Annotated in this window: 13 protein-coding genes and 1 pseudogene; 10 read left to right on the top strand and 4 right to left on the bottom strand. The window is 67.7% G+C overall.

Annotation, left to right across the window (positions count from 1 at the left end):
- Positions 1-11: 11 nt before the first annotated feature.
- The 3 genes and pseudogenes from LRS03_RS21415 to LRS03_RS21405 form a co-directional block, all read right to left on the bottom strand.
- A pseudogene (locus LRS03_RS21415) lies at positions 12-1231 on the bottom strand (ABC transporter substrate-binding protein).
- Between the two features lie 268 nt (positions 1232-1499).
- Positions 1500-2267, bottom strand: a complete 768-nt coding sequence (locus tag LRS03_RS21410; RefSeq protein ID WP_257828010.1) for a type III pantothenate kinase — start codon at positions 2265-2267, stop codon at positions 1500-1502.
- Positions 2267-2968: a hypothetical protein gene (locus LRS03_RS21405; protein ID WP_257828009.1), complete on the bottom strand. Its 702-nt coding sequence runs from the start codon at positions 2966-2968 to the stop codon at positions 2267-2269. Before LRS03_RS21405 ends, LRS03_RS21410 begins: the two co-directional genes overlap by 1 nt.
- A 196-nt stretch (positions 2969-3164) precedes the next feature.
- Between LRS03_RS21405 and LRS03_RS21400 the strand changes: the two genes are divergently transcribed.
- The 6 genes from LRS03_RS21400 (at position 3165) to LRS03_RS21375 (ending at position 12908) form a co-directional block, all read left to right on the top strand.
- Positions 3165-4001: a PPK2 family polyphosphate kinase gene (locus tag LRS03_RS21400; RefSeq protein WP_257828008.1), complete on the top strand. Its 837-nt coding sequence runs from the start codon at positions 3165-3167 to the stop codon at positions 3999-4001.
- A 45-nt stretch (positions 4002-4046) separates the two neighbouring features.
- The gene (gene icmF, locus LRS03_RS21395) at positions 4047-7340 is read left to right on the top strand and encodes a fused isobutyryl-CoA mutase/GTPase IcmF (protein ID WP_257828007.1); all 3294 of its coding nucleotides are present in this window, start codon (positions 4047-4049) and stop codon (positions 7338-7340) included.
- Positions 7341-7448: 108 nt separating this feature from the next.
- Complete coding sequence (locus LRS03_RS21390) at positions 7449-8609, top strand: ABC transporter substrate-binding protein (RefSeq protein WP_257828006.1); 1161 nt, start codon at positions 7449-7451, stop codon at positions 8607-8609.
- A 454-nt stretch (positions 8610-9063) separates the two neighbouring features.
- Positions 9064-10503, top strand: a complete 1440-nt coding sequence (locus LRS03_RS21385; protein ID WP_257828005.1) for a tetratricopeptide repeat-containing diguanylate cyclase — start codon at positions 9064-9066, stop codon at positions 10501-10503.
- 421 nt (positions 10504-10924) lie between these two features.
- Entirely contained in the window at positions 10925-11224 is a 300-nt protein-coding gene (locus tag LRS03_RS21380; RefSeq protein ID WP_257828004.1) for a hypothetical protein, read from the top strand.
- Between the two features lie 13 nt (positions 11225-11237).
- Positions 11238-12908, top strand: a complete 1671-nt coding sequence (locus LRS03_RS21375; RefSeq protein WP_257828003.1) for a GMC family oxidoreductase — start codon at positions 11238-11240, stop codon at positions 12906-12908.
- Between the two features lie 67 nt (positions 12909-12975).
- Here LRS03_RS21375 and LRS03_RS21370 read toward each other — a convergent pair whose 3' ends face one another.
- The gene (locus tag LRS03_RS21370) at positions 12976-13920 is read right to left on the bottom strand and encodes a LysR family transcriptional regulator (RefSeq protein WP_257828001.1); all 945 of its coding nucleotides are present in this window, start codon (positions 13918-13920) and stop codon (positions 12976-12978) included.
- A gap of 114 nt (positions 13921-14034) precedes the next feature.
- On the opposite strand from LRS03_RS21370, the gene LRS03_RS21365 reads away from it, so the two are divergent.
- The 4 genes from LRS03_RS21365 to LRS03_RS21350 all read left to right on the top strand — a co-directional run bounded on the left by LRS03_RS21365 (position 14035) and on the right by LRS03_RS21350 (position 17813).
- On the top strand, positions 14035-14649 hold the full coding sequence (locus tag LRS03_RS21365; protein ID WP_257828000.1) for a glutathione S-transferase family protein: 615 nt from the start codon (positions 14035-14037) through the stop codon (positions 14647-14649).
- Position 14650: 1 nt separating this feature from the next.
- Positions 14651-15553: a pyridoxamine 5'-phosphate oxidase family protein gene (locus LRS03_RS21360; protein WP_257827997.1), complete on the top strand. Its 903-nt coding sequence runs from the start codon at positions 14651-14653 to the stop codon at positions 15551-15553.
- A gap of 73 nt (positions 15554-15626) precedes the next feature.
- Positions 15627-16400 carry an SDR family oxidoreductase gene (locus LRS03_RS21355; RefSeq protein WP_257827995.1) on the top strand — a complete coding sequence of 258 codons (774 nt, stop codon included), beginning with the start codon at positions 15627-15629 and terminating at the stop codon, positions 16398-16400.
- 171 nt (positions 16401-16571) lie between these two features.
- Entirely contained in the window at positions 16572-17813 is a 1242-nt protein-coding gene (locus LRS03_RS21350) for an acyl-CoA dehydrogenase family protein (RefSeq protein ID WP_257827993.1), read from the top strand.
- Positions 17814-17840: the final 27 nt, after the last annotated feature.

Below are 17840 nucleotides of genomic sequence, written 5' to 3'. Positions count from 1 at the left end.
CAAGCCGCGGCTCACGAGCGCGGGTTGGCCTTGGCCGCCGCGACGAAGCGGTTCATCGCCTCGGCGCTCGTCATCTTGGGCTGGTTCCAGAAAGCCGCCACGATCTCCTTGAAGGCGTCTTCGATGGGGCCGGGTTGCACCATCTTGTGGGCGATCGACGGCACCAGCGTGTTGATCATCGCGGTGGCGGTGAAGTAGGCGCCCGACTCCTGCCCGCACAGGTCGAAGCGGCCCATGTTCACCCCCGCGGCCACCGGGATCGAGCCCTTGTTGAGGTTGAAGCTCTCCTGGAAGGCCGGACTCATGATCGAGTTCACGAGCGCGCGCTGCGCCCGGCGGTCTTCGCTGCCCTTCAGCTCGAACATTGCGAAGCTGTCGACGTTGAAGATGTAGGCCCGCTCGGTGCCCGGCGCCGAGACACAGAGGAAGTCCTTGTTCGGCACCTTGCCCGCTGCGAGGAACTCGCCCTTGGCCCAGTCGCCCATGAACTGCATCGCCGCCTCGCCGCGGATCACCATTGCGGTGGCCTGGTTCCAGTCGCGGCCCGGGGCGCCCTTGTCGGTGTAGTCCTTGATGCGGCGAAAGGTGGTCAGCACCCTCTCCATCGTCGTGCTGTGGAGCGCCGCCGGATCGAGCTTGACGAACGCATTGCGGTAGAACTCGGCGCCGCCCACACCGAGCGCCACCGACTCGAAGGTGGTGAACTCCTGCCAGGGTTGGCCGCCATGCGCCACCGGCACGATGCCGGCGCGGTGCAGCTTCTCGGCCAGGGCGAAGAACTCGCCCCAGGTCTCGGGCGCGCGGGTGCCCACCTTGCGCAGCGCCTCGCGGTTGATCCAGAGCCAGTTCACCCGGTGCACGTTGACCGGCACCGCGACGTAGTGGCCGTTGTACTTCATGGCCTCGGCCACGGCACGCGGCAGCTGGGCATCCCAGCGCTGCTGGGTCGCCACCTCGTCGAGGTTGGCCAGCACCCCGAGCCGGCCCCACTCCTGGATCGCCGGTCCCTTGATCTGCGCGGCCGTCGGGGGCTGGCCACGGCTCACGCGGGCGCGCAGTTCGGTCATCGCGGCATCGCCGCCTCCCCCGGCACCGCGAGGTCGCGCCACTGGTGGCCCTGCGCCTGGAGCGCGCGCTTGAGTTCGTCGACCGACTTGGCCTCGCCACCGGACGTCCACCAGTGCAGCACCTCCACTTCACCGGCCGGCGCGCCGCTCGCCGCCACCCCCATGAGCACCGCAGCCGCGGCATGGCACACCCTTCGGATCGACTTCAGCACAGGACGCCTCCTGGCGCCACGCGCCAACATTACAAAACCTTTCTGAATTCTTTACGAGTGCTGAACGTGGTGTCATGGGGACGACCACGGCCCGGGTTTCCATGGTGTTCCGGCGTGGTTCGACGCGAGCGCGCCGCATGTGCAGGCAAAAAACCGCAAGCGAGCGGATCGCCCGGCGGCGCCGCGGCTCAGGAACCTGCAGTTACTTTCGAAGCCGCGCTCAGAGCGCGAGACGGTGCGACTGCAACGCGAGCAAGCCGTCGAACACCAGCCGCTCCACCACCTCGAACTTGAGGTCGGTCACGGGCGACAGCTTGGGCGATGCGCCGCCCGACATCAGGAGCACCGGCTCCTGGCCGGTCTTGGCGCGCAGCTTGCGGTACATGCGCTCGACAGCACCCGCCATCGCGTTGACACCGCCGCTCATCAGCGCATCGCTGGTGTTGGTGGGGAAGTCGACCACCTCGCCGGTCGGCACGCGCAGGCCGGCGGTGCCCATTTCCAGCGCGTTCTGCATCACGCCAAAGCCGGGCAGGATCAGGCCGCCGAGGAAGTGGCCGGTCTCGTCGACCGCATCGACCGTCACGGCCGTGCCCACCATCACCACCAGCACCGGCCGCGGCGCACCGCGCGAACACACGTGGTGCCAGGCTCCGATCATCGCGACCCAGCGGTCGGGGCCCAGGCGCGCGGGGTGCTCGTAGCCGTTGGTGACGCCGGCGGCGTGGCTGGACGACACCACCCAGCGCGGGTCGATGTCCCAGATCTCGAGCTGCTCTTCGACCCGGCGGCGAATGCTCTCGCCAGCCACCACGCAGCCCAGCATGCTGGTGGGCGGGGGCAGCTTCTTCCAGTCGTGGTCAGCGAGGTGGTCGATGGTCTCGAGAAAGACCGCGCCATGTGCCATCACGGCGGCACCCGGTTGTGGTGAAGCGTACAAAGCCCACTTGAGGCGGGTGTTGCCGACGTCGATGGCGAGAAAGGTCATCAGGAAGACGGGATGGACAAAGGCGGTTGGGTGGCCAGCAACTCGCGCACGCGGGCCATGGTCTGCGAGGCCCACAAGCCCTTGAACGGCTTGAAGATGCGGCCCTCGACTTCTTCGAGCAGGGCTTCCAGATCTTCGCGCGTGCGGGCGCGCCGCAACCGGAGCATGGTCAATGAGCCGGCCACCGGGGCTTCGGCCTTCACCGCGCGCAAGAGGATGTCGCGCGCCTCTTCCAGCGCTTCGTCCTGCACGCCGCCCGATTGGCGCTCGGCCTCGACCGCGTCCATCGCCGCGCCCGACACCCCCGACAGTTCGTTGAGCGACGAGTCGAGACGCGACTCCGGCTGCAGGCTCGCCGCGGCCGGCAGGAAGCTGCTGATCACCGAATCGGCCACCGGCACCGCGTCAGACACCTGCAGCGGCGCGGGCGCCGAGGGCTCGGGAGCGTCCAGCGCCACGTCGAGCGGCATCGGCGCCGAATCGAGCGGCGCCGGCCGCGAGATCAGGCCCAGGTCGACCAGCTCGTCGTAGCAGGTCTCAGGCGAGCCGGCCGCGGCGGCCAGCTGCCGTACCTCATCTTCCGGGCGGCGCCCATCGACCAGCAACAACACAGTGCGGTGGCGCTGGCTCAGCTTGCGCTGGCGGCTTTGCAGCTCTTGCACGGCTTCGGGTGTCTTGACGGGGACAAATGTCGTGGACACGGGCATCACTCCTCTGACTGCTTTTCTCTGCGGGGCACCCTCTCCAGCGCCCTCCGTGCCCGGGATTCTGCCGCCAAACCCTTCTTTCGAGGGCCGCCGAAAACCCCCTTGTGCCCGCTGGACCGCCCCGTGGACAGGGGTGTCGGCCGCGAGGGGGATACACTGCCAATTGACGTATACGTCAATTGGAGTCGCCGTGCCCCTACCCTCACCGACCCTCACGCCGTACCGCCACGCCAGCGCAGGCGCCAAGGCATCCCGTTTCGATCTGGCCAAGGTTTCGCCGCAAGCCAAGCCTTACTCCAGCGGCGACAAGGCCGCCGACAAAACAGCCGTCGAGACGCTGGCGCGCGAACTCGACGAGCTGCAAAACCTCTTCTATGCCGACCGCCGCTTCAAGATGCTGGTGGTGTTGCAAGGCACCGACACCAGCGGCAAGGACGGCACGCTGCGCGGCGTCTTCGGCCAGATGAGCGCGCTCGGCGTGCACACCGTGGCGTGGAAAGCGCCCACCGAGCCGGAGCGTGCGCGCGACTACCTCTGGCGCATCCACCAGCAGGTGCCGGCCAACGGTGAAGTGACCGTCTTCAATCGCAGCCACTACGAAGACGTGCTCGTGCCCGCGGTCAACAAATGGATCACCCCGGCGCAAGTGAAACAGCGCTACGCCCACATCAACGACTTCGAGCGCATGCTCACCGAGACCGGCACGGTGGTGGTGAAGTTCATGCTGCACATCTCGAAGGAGGAGCAGCGCGCGCGGCTGCAGGAGCGGCTCGACGACCCGACCAAACGCTGGAAGTTCTCGGCCGGCGACCTCGAGGTGCGCAAGCAGTGGAAGCAGTACCAGCAGGCCTACGCCGACGCCATCTCCGCCACCGGCACGCCTTGGGCGCCGTGGACCGTGGTGCCGGCCGATTCGAAGACGCACCGCAACCTGATGATCGCCACCGTCATGAAGCAGGTCTTCCAGTCGCTCAAGCTTCGATACCCACCCGACGACCCAGCGCTCAAGAGCCTCAAGGTGGTCTGAAGCTCATCCCCACAACAAGAGAACCACGCCCAGGAGACAACCGACATGACCGACCTCTCTGCCGAGCAAGCGGCGCTGGCGAACTACCGGCCGACGAACAAGGTGCGCTTCGTCACCGCGGCCAGCCTCTTTGACGGGCACGACGCCGCGATCAACATCATGCGGCGCATCCTGCAGAGCATGGGTGCCGAGGTGATCCACCTCGGGCACAACCGATCGGTCGACGAGGTGGTGACGGCCGCGCTGCAGGAAGACGTGCAGGGCATCGCGATCAGCTCCTACCAGGGAGGCCATGTCGAGTACTTCAAGTACATGGTCGACCTGCTGCGCGAGCGAGGGGGCGAGCACATCCAGGTCTTCGGCGGCGGCGGCGGCGTGATCGTGCCGAGCGAGATCGCCGAGCTGCAGGGCTACGGCGTGGCGCGCATCTACAGCCCGGAAGACGGCCAGCGCATGGGGCTGCAGGGGATGATCGGCGAGATGGTGATGCGCTGCGATCATGAGTTGTCGTCGCATGCGCCGACCTCGCTCGCTGCGGTGCAAGGCCATGGCGAAGCGAACTGGCGCGCGCTCGCGCAGCTCATCACGGCGCTCGAGAACGGTGCGGCCGATGCATCGCTGAAGGCCGCCTTGCATGAGGCTGCGCAGAAGACGCGCATCCCGGTGCTCGGCATCACCGGTACTGGCGGCGCGGGCAAGTCCAGCCTCACCGACGAGCTGATCCGCCGCCTGAGGCTCGACCAGGGCGATGCGCTGCGCGTCGCGGTGATCTCCATCGACCCGTCGCGCCGCAAGAGCGGTGGCGCGCTGCTCGGCGACCGCATCCGCATGAACGCCATCTCGCCTTGGCAACAGGGTCCGCGCGTCTTCATGCGCTCGCTCGCCACGCGCGACTTCGGCAGCGAGATCAGCCAGGCCCTGCCCGACGTGCTGGCCGCGTGCAAGGTCGCGGGCTTCGATCTTGTCGTGGTCGAAACCTCCGGCATCGGCCAGGGTGACGCCGCCATCGTGCCGCTGGTTGACGTGCCGATGTACGTGATGACGCCCGAGTTCGGCGCGGCCAGCCAGCTGGAGAAGATCGACATGCTCGATTTCGCCGAGTTCGTGGCCATCAACAAGTTCGACCGCAAGGGCGCGGCCGATGCGCTGCGCGATGTGGCCAAGCAGGTGATGCGCAACCGCGAGGCGTTTGGCAAGTCACCCGACGAGATGCCGGTCTTCGGCACGATGGCGAGCCGCTTCAACGACGACGGCGTGACGGCGCTGTACCAGGCGCTGCTGCCGCGCCTGACCGAACTGGGCCTCAAGACCGGCAAAAGCGCGCTGCCCACGGTCAGCACCCGCCACAGCACCCACCAGGTGCCCATCGTGCCCGGCGCGCGGGTGCGTTACCTCGCCGAGATCAGCGACACGGTGCGCCACTACAAGGCCGAAGCGCTCAAGCAATCGCGCCTCGCCCGCGAGATCCAGCAGCTGCGCGAATCGGGCCGCATGCTCACCGAAGACAACCCGGACAAGCACAACGCGGTGCGTGCGGTGAACACACTGGCCGACCAGCGCGAGGCGAAGCTAGACCCGCATGCGAAGAAGCTGCTCGCCCAGTGGCCGGCGCTGCAGAAGGCCTACGCCGGCGACGAGTACGTGGTGAAGATTCGCGACAAGGAGATCCGCACCGCGCTCACCACCACCACCCTCAGCGGCACCCAAGTGCGCAAGGTGGTGCTGCCGAAATACGAAGACCACGGGGAAGCGCTCAAGTGGCTCCTGCTCGACAACGTGCCGGGCAGCTTCCCGTACACCGCCGGCACCTTCGCCTTCAAGCGCGAGAACGAGGACCCGACCCGCATGTTCGCGGGCGAAGGCGATGCCTTCCGCACCAACCGGCGCTTCAAGCTGCTCTCCGAAGGCATGCCGGCCAAGCGTCTCTCGACCGCGTTCGACAGCGTCACGCTCTATGGCCACGACCCGGCGCTGAGGCCGGACATCTACGGCAAGGTCGGCAACTCGGGCGTGAGCATCGCGACGCTCGACGACATGAAGGTGCTGTACAGCGGCTTCGACCTCTGCAGCCCGAGCACCAGCGTCTCGATGACGATCAACGGCCCGGCGCCGACCATCCTCGCGATGTTCATGAACACCGCCATCGACCAGCAGCTCGACAAATTCAAAGCCGACAACGGCCGCGAGCCGAGCGACGACGAGACGCAGAAGATCGTCGCCTGGGTCAAGCAGAACGTGCGCGGCACGGTGCAGGCCGACATCCTGAAGGAAGACCAGGGCCAGAACACCTGCATCTTCTCGACCGAATTCAGCCTGAAGGTGATGGGCGACGTGGCCGAGTACTTCGTGCACCACGGCGTGCGCAATTTCTACTCGGTGAGCATCAGCGGCTACCACATCGCCGAAGCGGGCGCGAACCCGATCTCGCAACTCGCGTTCACGCTCAGCAACGGCTTCACCTTCGTGGAGGCGTACCTGGCGCGCGGCATGCACATCGACGACTTCGCGCCCAACCTCAGCTTCTTCTTCAGCAACGGCATGGACCCGGAGTACACCGTGCTCGGCCGTGTGGCGCGCCGCATCTGGGCGGTCGCGATGCGCGACAAATACGGTGCCAACGAACGCTCGCAAAAGCTCAAGTACCACGTGCAGACCAGCGGCCGCTCGTTGCACGCGCAGGAGATCCAGTTCAACGACATCCGCACCACGCTGCAGGCGCTGATCGCGATCTACGACAACTGCAACTCGCTGCACACCAACGCCTTCGACGAGGCCATCACCACTCCGACCGAAGACAGCGTGCGCCGTGCGATGGCGATCCAGCTCATCATCAACCGCGAATGGGGCCTGGCGAAGAACGAGAACCCCAACCAGGGAGCCTTCGTGATCGAGGAGTTAACCGAGCTGGTCGAAGAAGCCGTGCTGAAGGAGTTCGAGCGCATCGCCGAGCGCGGCGGCGTGCTGGGCGCAATGGAAACCGGCTACCAGCGCGGGCAGATCCAGGAAGAGAGCATGCGCTACGAGATGCTCAAGCACACCGGCGAGTACCCCATCATCGGCGTCAACACCTTCCGCAACCCGCATGGCGACCCAGTGCCGCAGCACATTGAACTCGCGCGCTCGACCGACGACGAGAAGCAGTCGCAGCTCAGGCGTCTGGCCGACTTCCACGCAAAAAACGCAGGCGCGGCGCCCGCCATGCTCAAGCGCCTGCAGCAGGCGGTGATCGACAACCGCAACGTCTTCGAAGTGCTGATGGACGCGGTGCGTGTGTGTTCGCTCGGCCAGATCACGAGCGCGCTGTTCGAAGTCGGGGGCCAGTACCGGCGCAGCATGTGAGTCGCGCCAAACCGCACACCCGCGCGCGGTTTCCCTAGTCGACGGTCTCACCCCATCTCGTTACCCTCCCGCTTGAAAACGATTTCAAGAAGCAAGGAGACATCCCCAATGCCCGCGTTCCATCGACGCCGCTTCGTCAGCACCACCCTGGCGGCGAGCGCCGCACTCGCCACACCGGCCTGGCTGCGCGCGCAGCCCACACTCAAGATCGGCCTCACGCTGCCGCTGAGCGGGGCGCCCGCGGTGCGCAACGCCATCCAGGCCGGCGCGACCGCCGACGTGGGGCTCGACTTCCTCGCCGGCTTCCAGCAAGCGGTGGCAGCCGAGCGGCGCGGGCAGCCGATCGAGTTGATCGAACTCGATGACGCCTACAAGCCCGAGCAGGCGGCCGCCAACGTGGAAGCGCTGGCCCGCCAAGATGTGGTCGCCATCAGTGGCCTCTGGTCCACCGCCCACGCACAAGCCGCCCTGCCGGTGGCGGCGCGCCTGCGCCTGCCGGTGATCGGCATGCGCTCGAGCGCCGCCGAGCTGCGGCGTGGCGACAACCCCTGGGCCTTCCACCTCAAGGCGAGCGACGCCGACGAGCTGAGCGCCGTGCTCAAGACCTTCAGCAGCATGAGCCTGCCGCGCCTGGGCGTGCTCTATGTCGACGAGCCCGGCAATCGGGAGCTGCTCAAACACATGCAGGCCTCGGGCGCGAGCGTCACGCGCGCCCTGGCAGTCGACCCGACCAGCGCTGACAGGCTTGCGGCGGCAGCACGTGAAATCGTTGCCACGCCGGGTACCCAGAGCGTGCTGCTGCTCCTGCCCACCGAAGCGGTGGTCGACACCATGATGGAGCTGCGCGGCCGCGGCAACACCTACATGTCACCGGTATGCACGCTCTCGCAGGTGATCAGCCGGCCCTTCGCCGAGAGCCGCGAACGCGCACTCAACGGCCTGGGGGTGGCCAGCCCGTTCAACAACCCGGCGCTGTCGCGCACCGAGGTCGCCGTGCGCTTCCGCGACGCGATGATCGACCGCGACCTCGACGCCCTCACCCGCTCGTTCAGCGCCTTCGAAGGCTTCGTCTACGGCAGTGTCATCACCCGCACGCTGGTGGAGATGAAGGCGAAGGCGGCGCCCACGCGCCAGGCCCTCGCTGCGGCCCTGCGCGGCAAGCAGATGAACCTCGGCGGCCTGCCCATCCGCTTCGATGAACGCCAGGTCGGCCACCAGTCGGTGCACCTGCTCTACAAATATTCGGCCGAAGGCGCGCTCAAGGCCTGACCCACCCAGGGCGTGCCGGCCCGGGCGCGGGGAAGGAATGCAGCGAAAATCGCGCGCATGCCGCAGCCGCCCGAGCACCCTCCCGCCTCGCCCGCCCTGGCGACTGCGCGCCGCGCGTGGAAGCTGCTGTACCAGGACTCCACCCGCTGCATCGCCCTCGCCGACCAGGCGCTGGCCCGTGCGCTGGAAGACGGCGACACGCTGGCCGAAGGCTGGGCCCGCCTCGTGCGCGGGCTGCACCTCATCTGGTACTCCACGCCGCAGACCGCCGCCCATGAACTGGGCCAGGCCGAGGCCTGCTTCGCCGCGCTGGGCGACCGCCCGGGTCACCTGCTCGCCGAAGTCGGCATCGCACGCTGCCTGTGGCGCGACGCCAAGTACCAGGAGTCGCTGGAGCGCATCCTCCCGCTTCGGGCCGAAGGCCTGCAGGTGCTCAAGCGCGACGAGTCTCGGCATGCTGCTCAACGTGATCGCCGGCTGCTACTCGTCGCTCGGCGAATCGGAGCAGGCCTTCGCCTACATGTACCAGGCGCTGCACGAGGCCAAGCCCACGCGCAGCAACGGCTTCGAGGTGGTGCTGTATTGCAACCTCGCGCACGAGCTGATCCAGCTCGGCGACTTCCACCAGGCGCTCGCCTACGTCGAGCAAGGCATCGCCCGCAGCCACCAGCTGCGCAACCCGCGCCTGCTGAGCGTGCTGCTGATCAACCGCATCATCTGCCTCATGGGCCTGGACCGGGCCTCCGAAGCGCTGCCCGACGTGAAGCAGTTGCTCGACCTGCCCGCCGACGAGACCGGCCGCGGCCCGACCAACGCCCACTTCGAAACCATGGGGCTCGCCGCGCTGCGCGCCGGCGACCATGCGCTCGGCCGCGATCTCGTGGCCCGCGCCCGCGTCAACTGCCCCGAGGTCGAGGTGCCCGACGAAGCGCTCACGCTGGTCGTGGCCGAAGCGGAGGTGCTGCGCGCGGACGCGAAGCTCGCCGAAGCCGCTCAGCACCTGCAACGTGCAGAGTCCATGCTGCACGAGGCCGACGCCGGCCTGAGCCTCAGGGTGCGCTGCCTCTACCACGCGGCCCTGGCCGACGCCTGTCAGCAGCTCGGCGAACCCGAGCGCGCGCTGACCGCCCTGCGCGAGTGGCAGCGTTGCCACGTGGCGCGCGGCCACCAGGCCTCGCGGGCGCGCTACCAGGCGGCGTCGCTGCAGACCGAACTGCGCCGCCTGCAGCAGCACCTCGACGAGACCGAAGCGCGCCGCCGTGCCACCGAAAAGGCCCGCGCCGAACTGGAAGCGATCAACCAGCAGCTCTCGCAAAAGATCGACGAAGTGGAAGCTCTCAAATCGCGCCTGGAGCAGCAGGCCACGCGCGACTTCCTCACCGGCCTCTTCAACCGCCGCCACCTCAACGACGTGATGCCGCAGATGCTCGCCTTCGCGCAACGCGAGGGCCAGCCGCTGGCGGTGGCGATCATCGACCTCGACCACTTCAAGGCCGTCAACGACCGCCACGGCCACGTGGCCGGCGACACCCTGCTGGCGGCCTTCGGTGCGCTGCTCAACGAGAACACCCGCCAGAGCGACGTCGCCTTCCGCTTCGGCGGTGAGGAGTTCTGCCTGCTGATGCCCGGCAGCTCCACCGAGCTGGCGCAGCGCAAGGTGCTCAAGCTGCTGCAGGCCTGGCGGCGGCGCGCCTTCCACTTCGAGACCGGGTCGCTCGCCGCCAACACCTTTTCGGCCGGCGTGGCCGATTCCTCCAGCGAAGCCGAATCGGTGGAGCGCCTGCTCAAGGTGGCCGACGACCGCCTGCTCGAGGCCAAGCGCAACGGGCGAAACCAGGTGCAGAGCCAGCCCACGCCGGATGCCGCGCCGCACCGAAACGTGAGCGTCGGCTAACGCCCGTCCAAGCCTCGCCCGAGGCGACGCGCCGCCTCCCTATTGCAATCTGGACACGCGTCTTTTAAGACATATGTCTTATTTACGCCTCATTCCTGCCCTTGTCTGGCGTTTTCCCTCACCGTTCTGTCACTTTTTTGGCCCATATTTGCACGAGCGTGCAGTTAGTTGGCGCGTGACCACCAAGGAGAGAACAAGCCATGATGAACCGAAGAGATCTGTTGGCCACAGGTGTGGCCGGCAGCACAGCGCTTGCGCTGGGAGGGGGCGCGGCCCTGAACCCCGCCCACGCGCAAGTCGTTCCGCCTGTTTCGGCGCTGGATGCAGCGTCGCTCGCCATCGTTCGGGTCTGGGTGCCGGTGATCCTGGGCAACAGCGCCCTGCCGACCGACCCGACCGCCCGCACTGCGGCGATCAACCTGTGCGCCCAGCGCGCCGGCGAGATCGTCAGCAACTACCCCCGCTCAACCAGGCCGGCATCGTCGGCCTGTTCAACACCCTCAAGGGTGGCCCGCAGATCTTCAACGCCGCCTTCCCGGCCACCTGGGAAGCCATGCCCGCCACGCTGCTGGCGGCCTTGCTCGACGGCCTGCGCGTGAGCCAGGTCGCCAGCCAGCGTTCGATCTTCAGCGCGCTCATGGGCCTGATCCCCAACGCGTTCTATTCGAACCCCACCAACTGGCCAGCCATCGGCTACGCCGGCCCTCCCCGTTTCAACTGAGAGGCACGCCAACATGCCCATTCCTCAAGTCATTCCCATCCCCTCCAGAAAACCCATCGACCCCTGGGTCGTCGGCAAGCGGGCCGGCTGGAAGGTCATCGACGCCTCCACCCTGACGGCTGACCGCACGGTGACCTTCGACGTCGCCATCATCGGCACCGGCGCAGGCGGCGGCCTCACCGCCGAAATGCTCGCTGCCAGCGGCCTCAAGGTCGTGCTGATCGAAGAAGGCCCGCTGAAGTCGTCGAGCGACTTCAACATGAAGGAGTCCGAGGCCTACCCAGCGATGTACCAGGAGAACCTGGCCCGTCGCACCATCGACGGCGGCGTCGGCATCCTGCAAGGCCGCACCGTCGGCGGCGGCACGACCGTCAACTGGGCGACCAGCTTCCGCACGGCACCGCAGGTGCTCGAGCACTGGCAGCGCGTCTATGGCCTGACCGAGTACACCAAGGCCAAGATGGACCCGTGGTTCGCGGCCGTCGAACGGCGCCTGGGCATCAAGCCCTGGACCGGCGCGATCAACGCCAACAACGGCATCCTCTCCACCGGCCTGTCGCGGCTGGGCCTGTCGTGGGGCATCATTTCGCCCAACGTGAAGGGCTGCGCGGCGCTCGGCTATTGCGGCCTGGGTTGCCCGATCAACGCCAAGCAGTCGATGCTGGTGACGTCCCTGCCCGTCGCGATGTCGCTCGGGGCCACGCTCTACACCCGGCTGCGGGCGCAGAACTACACCTTCAACACCGCGAAGACGGCCATCACCGGGATCGTCTGCGACGCACTCGACCCGTCGGGCCTGCGTCCCAGCGGCCGCAAGGTCACGATCAAGGCCCGTCATTACGTGCAGGCCACGAGCGCGATCAACGGCCCCGCGCTGTTGATGCGTTCGGGCGCGCCCGATCCGCACGGCACGCTGGGCAAGCGCACCTTCCTGCACCCGAGCGCGTCGGTCGGTGGTTTCTACAACAACGACATCGCCGCGCACGCTGGCCTGCCGCAGTCGATCTACTCCGACGCCTACCTCGACGACAAGCCGCTCACCGGCACGCCGGGCTGGAAGCTCGAAGTGGCGCCGCTGCACCCGGTGCTGGTGGCCGGTGGCCCGACCTACTTCGGCGAGCAGCACGCCACGCTGATGAAGAACTTCAACAAGTACGGCGTCACGATCTCCTTCGTGCGCGACGGCTTCATGTCGGAGAGCGTCGGCGGTAGCGTGGTCCTGCGTGCCGACGGCTCGCCGGGCCTGGACTACCCGCTCAGCGCCACCGTGCTCGAGTCGATCCGCCAGTCGATCAAGTCGCAAGGTGCGGTGCACTTCGCGGCCGGCGCGCAACGGGTCTTCATCGGCCACATCGACGCTGCCACGGCGGGCTACACCGACAACGCCTCGTTCCAGGCCGCGGTGGATGCCCTGCCGATGGTGAGCGGCCGCGTGCGCCTGAACTCCGCGCACCAGATGGGCGGCTGCGGCATGTCGGCCGACCCGACCAAGGGCGTGGTCAACGGCAACGGCCGCCACCACCAGATCACCAACCTGTCGGTGCACGACGCGTCGGTCTTCCCGACCAGCCTGGGTCTCAACCCGCAAGAGACCATCTGGGGCATCACCGCGCGCAACACCGCCAAGCTGGCGCTCGACATCTACGGCATCCGCAACTGCACGGTGGCGGCGCCTGCGGACTGATCCTGTCTTCGGTTCAACTTGAAGCCCGGGCGTGCCCCGGGCTTTTTTTTGCTCTCACTTATGGCTCTCACGGCAGCGCCGGCCACTGCAGCGAGCCGTTGAGCACCGGCTCGGCACGCAGCCGCTCGGCCGCGTAGTCGACGAAAGCCCGCACCTTCGCCGCCGCGCGGCGGCCTTCGGCATAGACCAGCTGCACGGGGATCGGGGGTGGCTCGTGGTCGGCCATCACGATGTGCAGGCGTCCCGCCAGGACCGGCTCGGCCACCTGGTACGACAGCGCGCGCACCAGGCCCTGGCTCGCGAGCGCGCCGGCGATGGAGGCATCGCCCGCGTTCGTCACGTGGCGCAGGCGAGGGTGCGCGACCACACCCTCGCTGCGAGCCCCCGCGCCCGGCGGGTAGAAAACCCAGGGCGCACTCACCGACCCATGTTGCGAGAAGCCGATGCCGCGGTGTTGCGAGAAGTCGGCCGGCGTGCGCGGCACGCCATGCTCGGCCAGGTACTGCGGCGACGCCACCACCACACGCCGCACCTCGCCCACACGCACCGCCACCAGGCCTGAGTCGGGCAGGTGGGCGATGCGCAGCGCCACGTCCATTCCCTCGTCGAGCAGGTGCACGATCTGGTCGGTGTAGAAGCTGCGCGCGCTGACCTGCGGATGCAGCCCGAGGAAGTCTTGCAGCACCGGCGCCACGTGCAGGCGGCCGAAGATCACCGGCGCCGTGATCGAGAGCAGGCCCTGCGGCACCACATGGGCCCCGCTGGCGGACGACTCCGCCTCGTCGATCTCGGACAGGATGCGTTTGCAGTCGGCATGGAAGCGCGCTCCCGCCTCGGTGAGCGTCACCTGCCGCGTGCTGCGGCGCAGGAGCTGCGTGCCGATGCGCGCTTCGAGCGCCGCCACCGCGCGTGTCACCGCGGGCGCCGACACGCCGAGCTGGCGCGCAGCCGGCGCAAAGCCTTTTGCGTCGGCCACGGCGACAAAGATGCGCATGCCTTCGAGCTTGTCCATCGCCCTCTTTCGTTGATTCACCTCTGGGCGCGGAATTATCAAATGCGCGGCGCGGTGATTCCGCGCGAGCGTCGACGCCCTCACCATGCGAGGCATCCAACACGAGGAGCCTGCATGACACCGATCCGCCTCTACCAACACCCGCTCTCGGGCCACGCCCACCGCGTGAAGCTCTTGCTTTCGATGCTCGATCTGCCGTTCGAAGAAAAGCTGATCGACGTCAGCAAGGGCGAGCAGCGCCACCCCGACTTCCTCGCGCTCAACCCCTTCGGCCAGGTGCCGGTGATCCAGGACGGCGACATCACGCTCGCCGACAGCAACGCCATCCTCACCTACCTCGCGCTGCGCTACGACGACAGCGGCCGCTGGCTGCCACGCGACCCCGTCGGCTCGGCGCGCGTGCAGCGCTGGCTGTCGCAGGCCGCAGGCGCCCTCGTCAACGGGCCAGGCAACGCGCGTATCGCAGTGCTCTTCGGCCGCCCGCAGGACGAGCGCTGCGGCCAGATCGCCGCGCAGCTCTTCCAGCGCATGGACGAGCACCTGAAGGACGCACCCTTCCTCGCCGCCGACCACCCGACCATTGCCGACCTCGCGCTCTACAGCTACACCTCGCATGCGCCCGAAGGCGGCGTGTCGCTCGACCCGTATCCGCAACTGCGGGCCTGGCTGGCGCGCATCGAAGCGCTGCCGGGCTATGTGTCGATGCCGCGCCAGAAGGCACGGGCCTGACATGAGACACGTGGGCGAAGCCGCCGTGCAACGCCGCCTCGGCGTCGAGGCGCGCATGGGCGAGGTGATGGGCCAAGTGGTGCGCACCTGGATGCCCGAGCAGCACCGGGAACTCTTCTGCAAGCTGCCGACGCTGCTGGTGGGGAGCCTCGATGCGCAAGGCCGGCCGTGGGCGTCGATCCTGCACGGCACGCCGGGCTTCATCAGCGCACCGGACGAGCGGCACCTGCACATTGCGACGCGGCCTTCTCTCGACGACCCGTGGCAAGCTGCACTCGGCACACCGCTCGGTCTGCTCGGCCTGGAGCCGCACACACGCCGCCGCAACCGCATGAACGGCAGCGTGGTCGCACTCGATCGCGAGAGCTTCACCGTCGAGGTCGACCAGAGCTTCGGCAACTGCCCCAAGTACATCCAGGCGCGCATGCCCTTCGCGGTCGACCGCGGGGCGCCCGCTGCGCCGCGCGCCGAAGGCAGCGCGCTTAGCGAAGACGCGCTGCAGCTCGTGCGCTACGCCGACACGCTCTTCATCGCCTCGGCTTCGCGCACACCGCGTGCCCACGGCGGGGCCGAAGGTGTGGATGTCTCGCACCGCGGCGGCCCGCCCGGCTTCGTCCACATCGAGACGATCGAGGGCCACACCGTGCTGACGATCCCCGACTACGTCGGCAACCGCTTCTTCAACACGCTCGGCAATCTCGCGGTGAATCCGCGCGCCGGGCTGCTCTTCATCGACTACCACGCCGGACACCTGCTGCAACTCACCGGCCTTGCACAAACGCTGTGGGAAGGCGAGCTGCGCGCCATCCGCATCACCGTGCAGCAGGGCTGGTGGCGCGCCCGGGCGCTGCCGCTGCGCTGGTCGGCTGCCGAACCTGCACCGCAATTCAGCGACCCGGGTTGACACCGAAGCGACTTCCCTCGCGCATCGAACGCGCTAGCCTCTCGGGCTTCCATCCACCGCCCAGGAGACGCGCATGAACACCACCCAACTCTTCTCGCTCAAAGGCCGCACCGCGCTCATCACCGGCGGCTCACGCGGCATCGGGCGCATGATCGCGGAAGGCTTCCTGTCGCAAGGCGCCAAGGTCTACATCTCGGCACGCAAGGCCGACCAATGCGACGCGACCGCCAAGGAGCTCTCGGCCCTCGGCACCTGCATCTCGTTGCCGGCCGATGTGTCGAGCCTCGCGGGCGTGCAAAGCCTGACGGCCGCATTCGCCAAGCACGAAGACCATCTCGACATCCTCGTCAACAACGCCGGTGCCGCCTGGGGTGCCGACTTCGACGAGTTCCCCGAGAGCGGCTGGGACAAGGTCGTCAACCTCAACATGAAGTCGCCCTTCTTCCTGACGCAGGCACTCAAGCCCCTGCTGGCAAAAGGCGCGACCGCCGACAAGCCCTCGAAGGTGATCAACGTCGCCTCGATCGACGGCATCGCCGTCAACCCGCTCGAAACCTATTCCTATGCAGCGAGCAAGGCCGGCCTGATCCACCTCACCAAGCGCATGGCCACGCACCTGATCCAGCACCACATCGTCACCACCGCGATTGCGCCGGGGGCGTTTGCATCCGAGATGAACCGCGCCGCGCGCGACCATGAAGAAGCCGTCGCCGCGCGCATCCCGGCACGCCGCATCGGCAGTGATGAAGACATGGCGGGCGCGGCGATCTACCTCGCCTCGCGGGCCGGTGACTATGTGCTCGGCCACACGCTGGTGGTCGACGGCGGCGTCATCCTCGGGCGCTAAAGAGAACGACACCCCGTCTGCGGCGGCTCGACGCAGCAGCCCGATCCGACCCGCAGAACGGGGCCGATCTCTGTCTCGGTATGGCGTAGTTTCCCGGTGAGAACCCTGTCTTGCAGAAAAGCAAGTATGTTCGTAGGCTAGTCTCATACCGACGACGACAGGAGACACCGGATGAACTTCGCCCCGACCCCGAAGATGCTCGAATGGCAGGCGCGACTGATGGCGTTCGTGACCGAACACATCGTGCCGGCCGAGCCGCTCTTCCGCAAGGAGATGGAGGCCAGCCGCGCCAAGGGCCACCAGTGGAACCCGACGCACGAGGTGATGGACGGCCTGAAGGCGAAGGCCAAGGCCGCCGGGCTGTGGAACATGTTCCTGCCCGCGTCGCAACACGGCGCTGGCCTCACCAACCTCGAATACGCGCCGCTGTGCGAGATCATGGGCCGCTACCCGCTCACGAGCGAAGCGATGAACTGCTCGGCGCCCGACACCGGCAACATGGAGCTGCTCGAACGCTACGGCACGCCCGAGCACAAGGAAAAGTGGCTGAAGCCGCTGCTGGCCGGCGAGATCCGCTCCGGCTTCGCGATGACCGAGCCCGACGTGCCGTCATCGGATGCCACGCAGATCCAGTCGCGCATCGTGCGCGACGGTGACCACTATGTGATCAACGGCCGCAAGTGGTGGACGTCCGGCGCGCCCGACCCGCGCTGCAAGGTGCTCATCTTCATGGGCAAGACCGGCACGGTCGACGACCCGAGCCCGCACAAGCAGCAGTCGATGATCATCGTGCCGATGGACACACCCGGCGTGAAGGTCGAGCGCTGGCTGTCGGTCTACGGCTACGACCACGCACCGCACGGCCACGCCGAGATCAGCTTCACCAACGTGCGCGTGCCGGCCGACCACCTGCTGCTCGGCGAAGGCCGTGGCTTCGAGATCGCGCAAGGCCGCCTCGGCCCGGGCCGCATCCACCACTGCATGCGCCTGATCGGCGGTGCCGAGCGCGCGCTCGAACTCATGTGCAAGCGTGCGCTGGTGCGCAAGCCCTTCGGCAAACTGCTGTCGGACCAGGGCGTGTGGCGCGAGCGCATTGCGCACTCGCGCATCCTCATCGACCAGGCGCGTCTGCTCACGCTCAACGCCGCCTATGCGATGGACACCAAGGGCAACAAGGGCGCACGCAACGAGATCGCGATGATCAAGGTCGTGGCACCGCAGATGGCCTGCCAGGTGATCGACTGGGCGATCCAGATCCATGGCGGCGCAGGTGTCTCGCAGGACACGCCGCTGGCCGCGGCCTACACCAGCGCGCGCACCATCCGCTTCGCCGACGGGCCCGATGAAGTGCACCTGAACGCCATCGGCAAGTCGGAACTTGCCAAGTACATGGCACCCAAAGTAAAAGCCTGACCACCCGACCGCACGAGAAGAGGCGCC

It is taken from the genome of Rhizobacter sp. J219, assembly GCF_024700055.1.
In the GTDB taxonomy this organism is placed as follows: domain Bacteria; phylum Pseudomonadota; class Gammaproteobacteria; order Burkholderiales; family Burkholderiaceae_C; genus Rhizobacter.
Note: the sequence above shows the minus strand (reverse complement) of the source record. Positions and strands in the feature narration are given on the sequence as shown.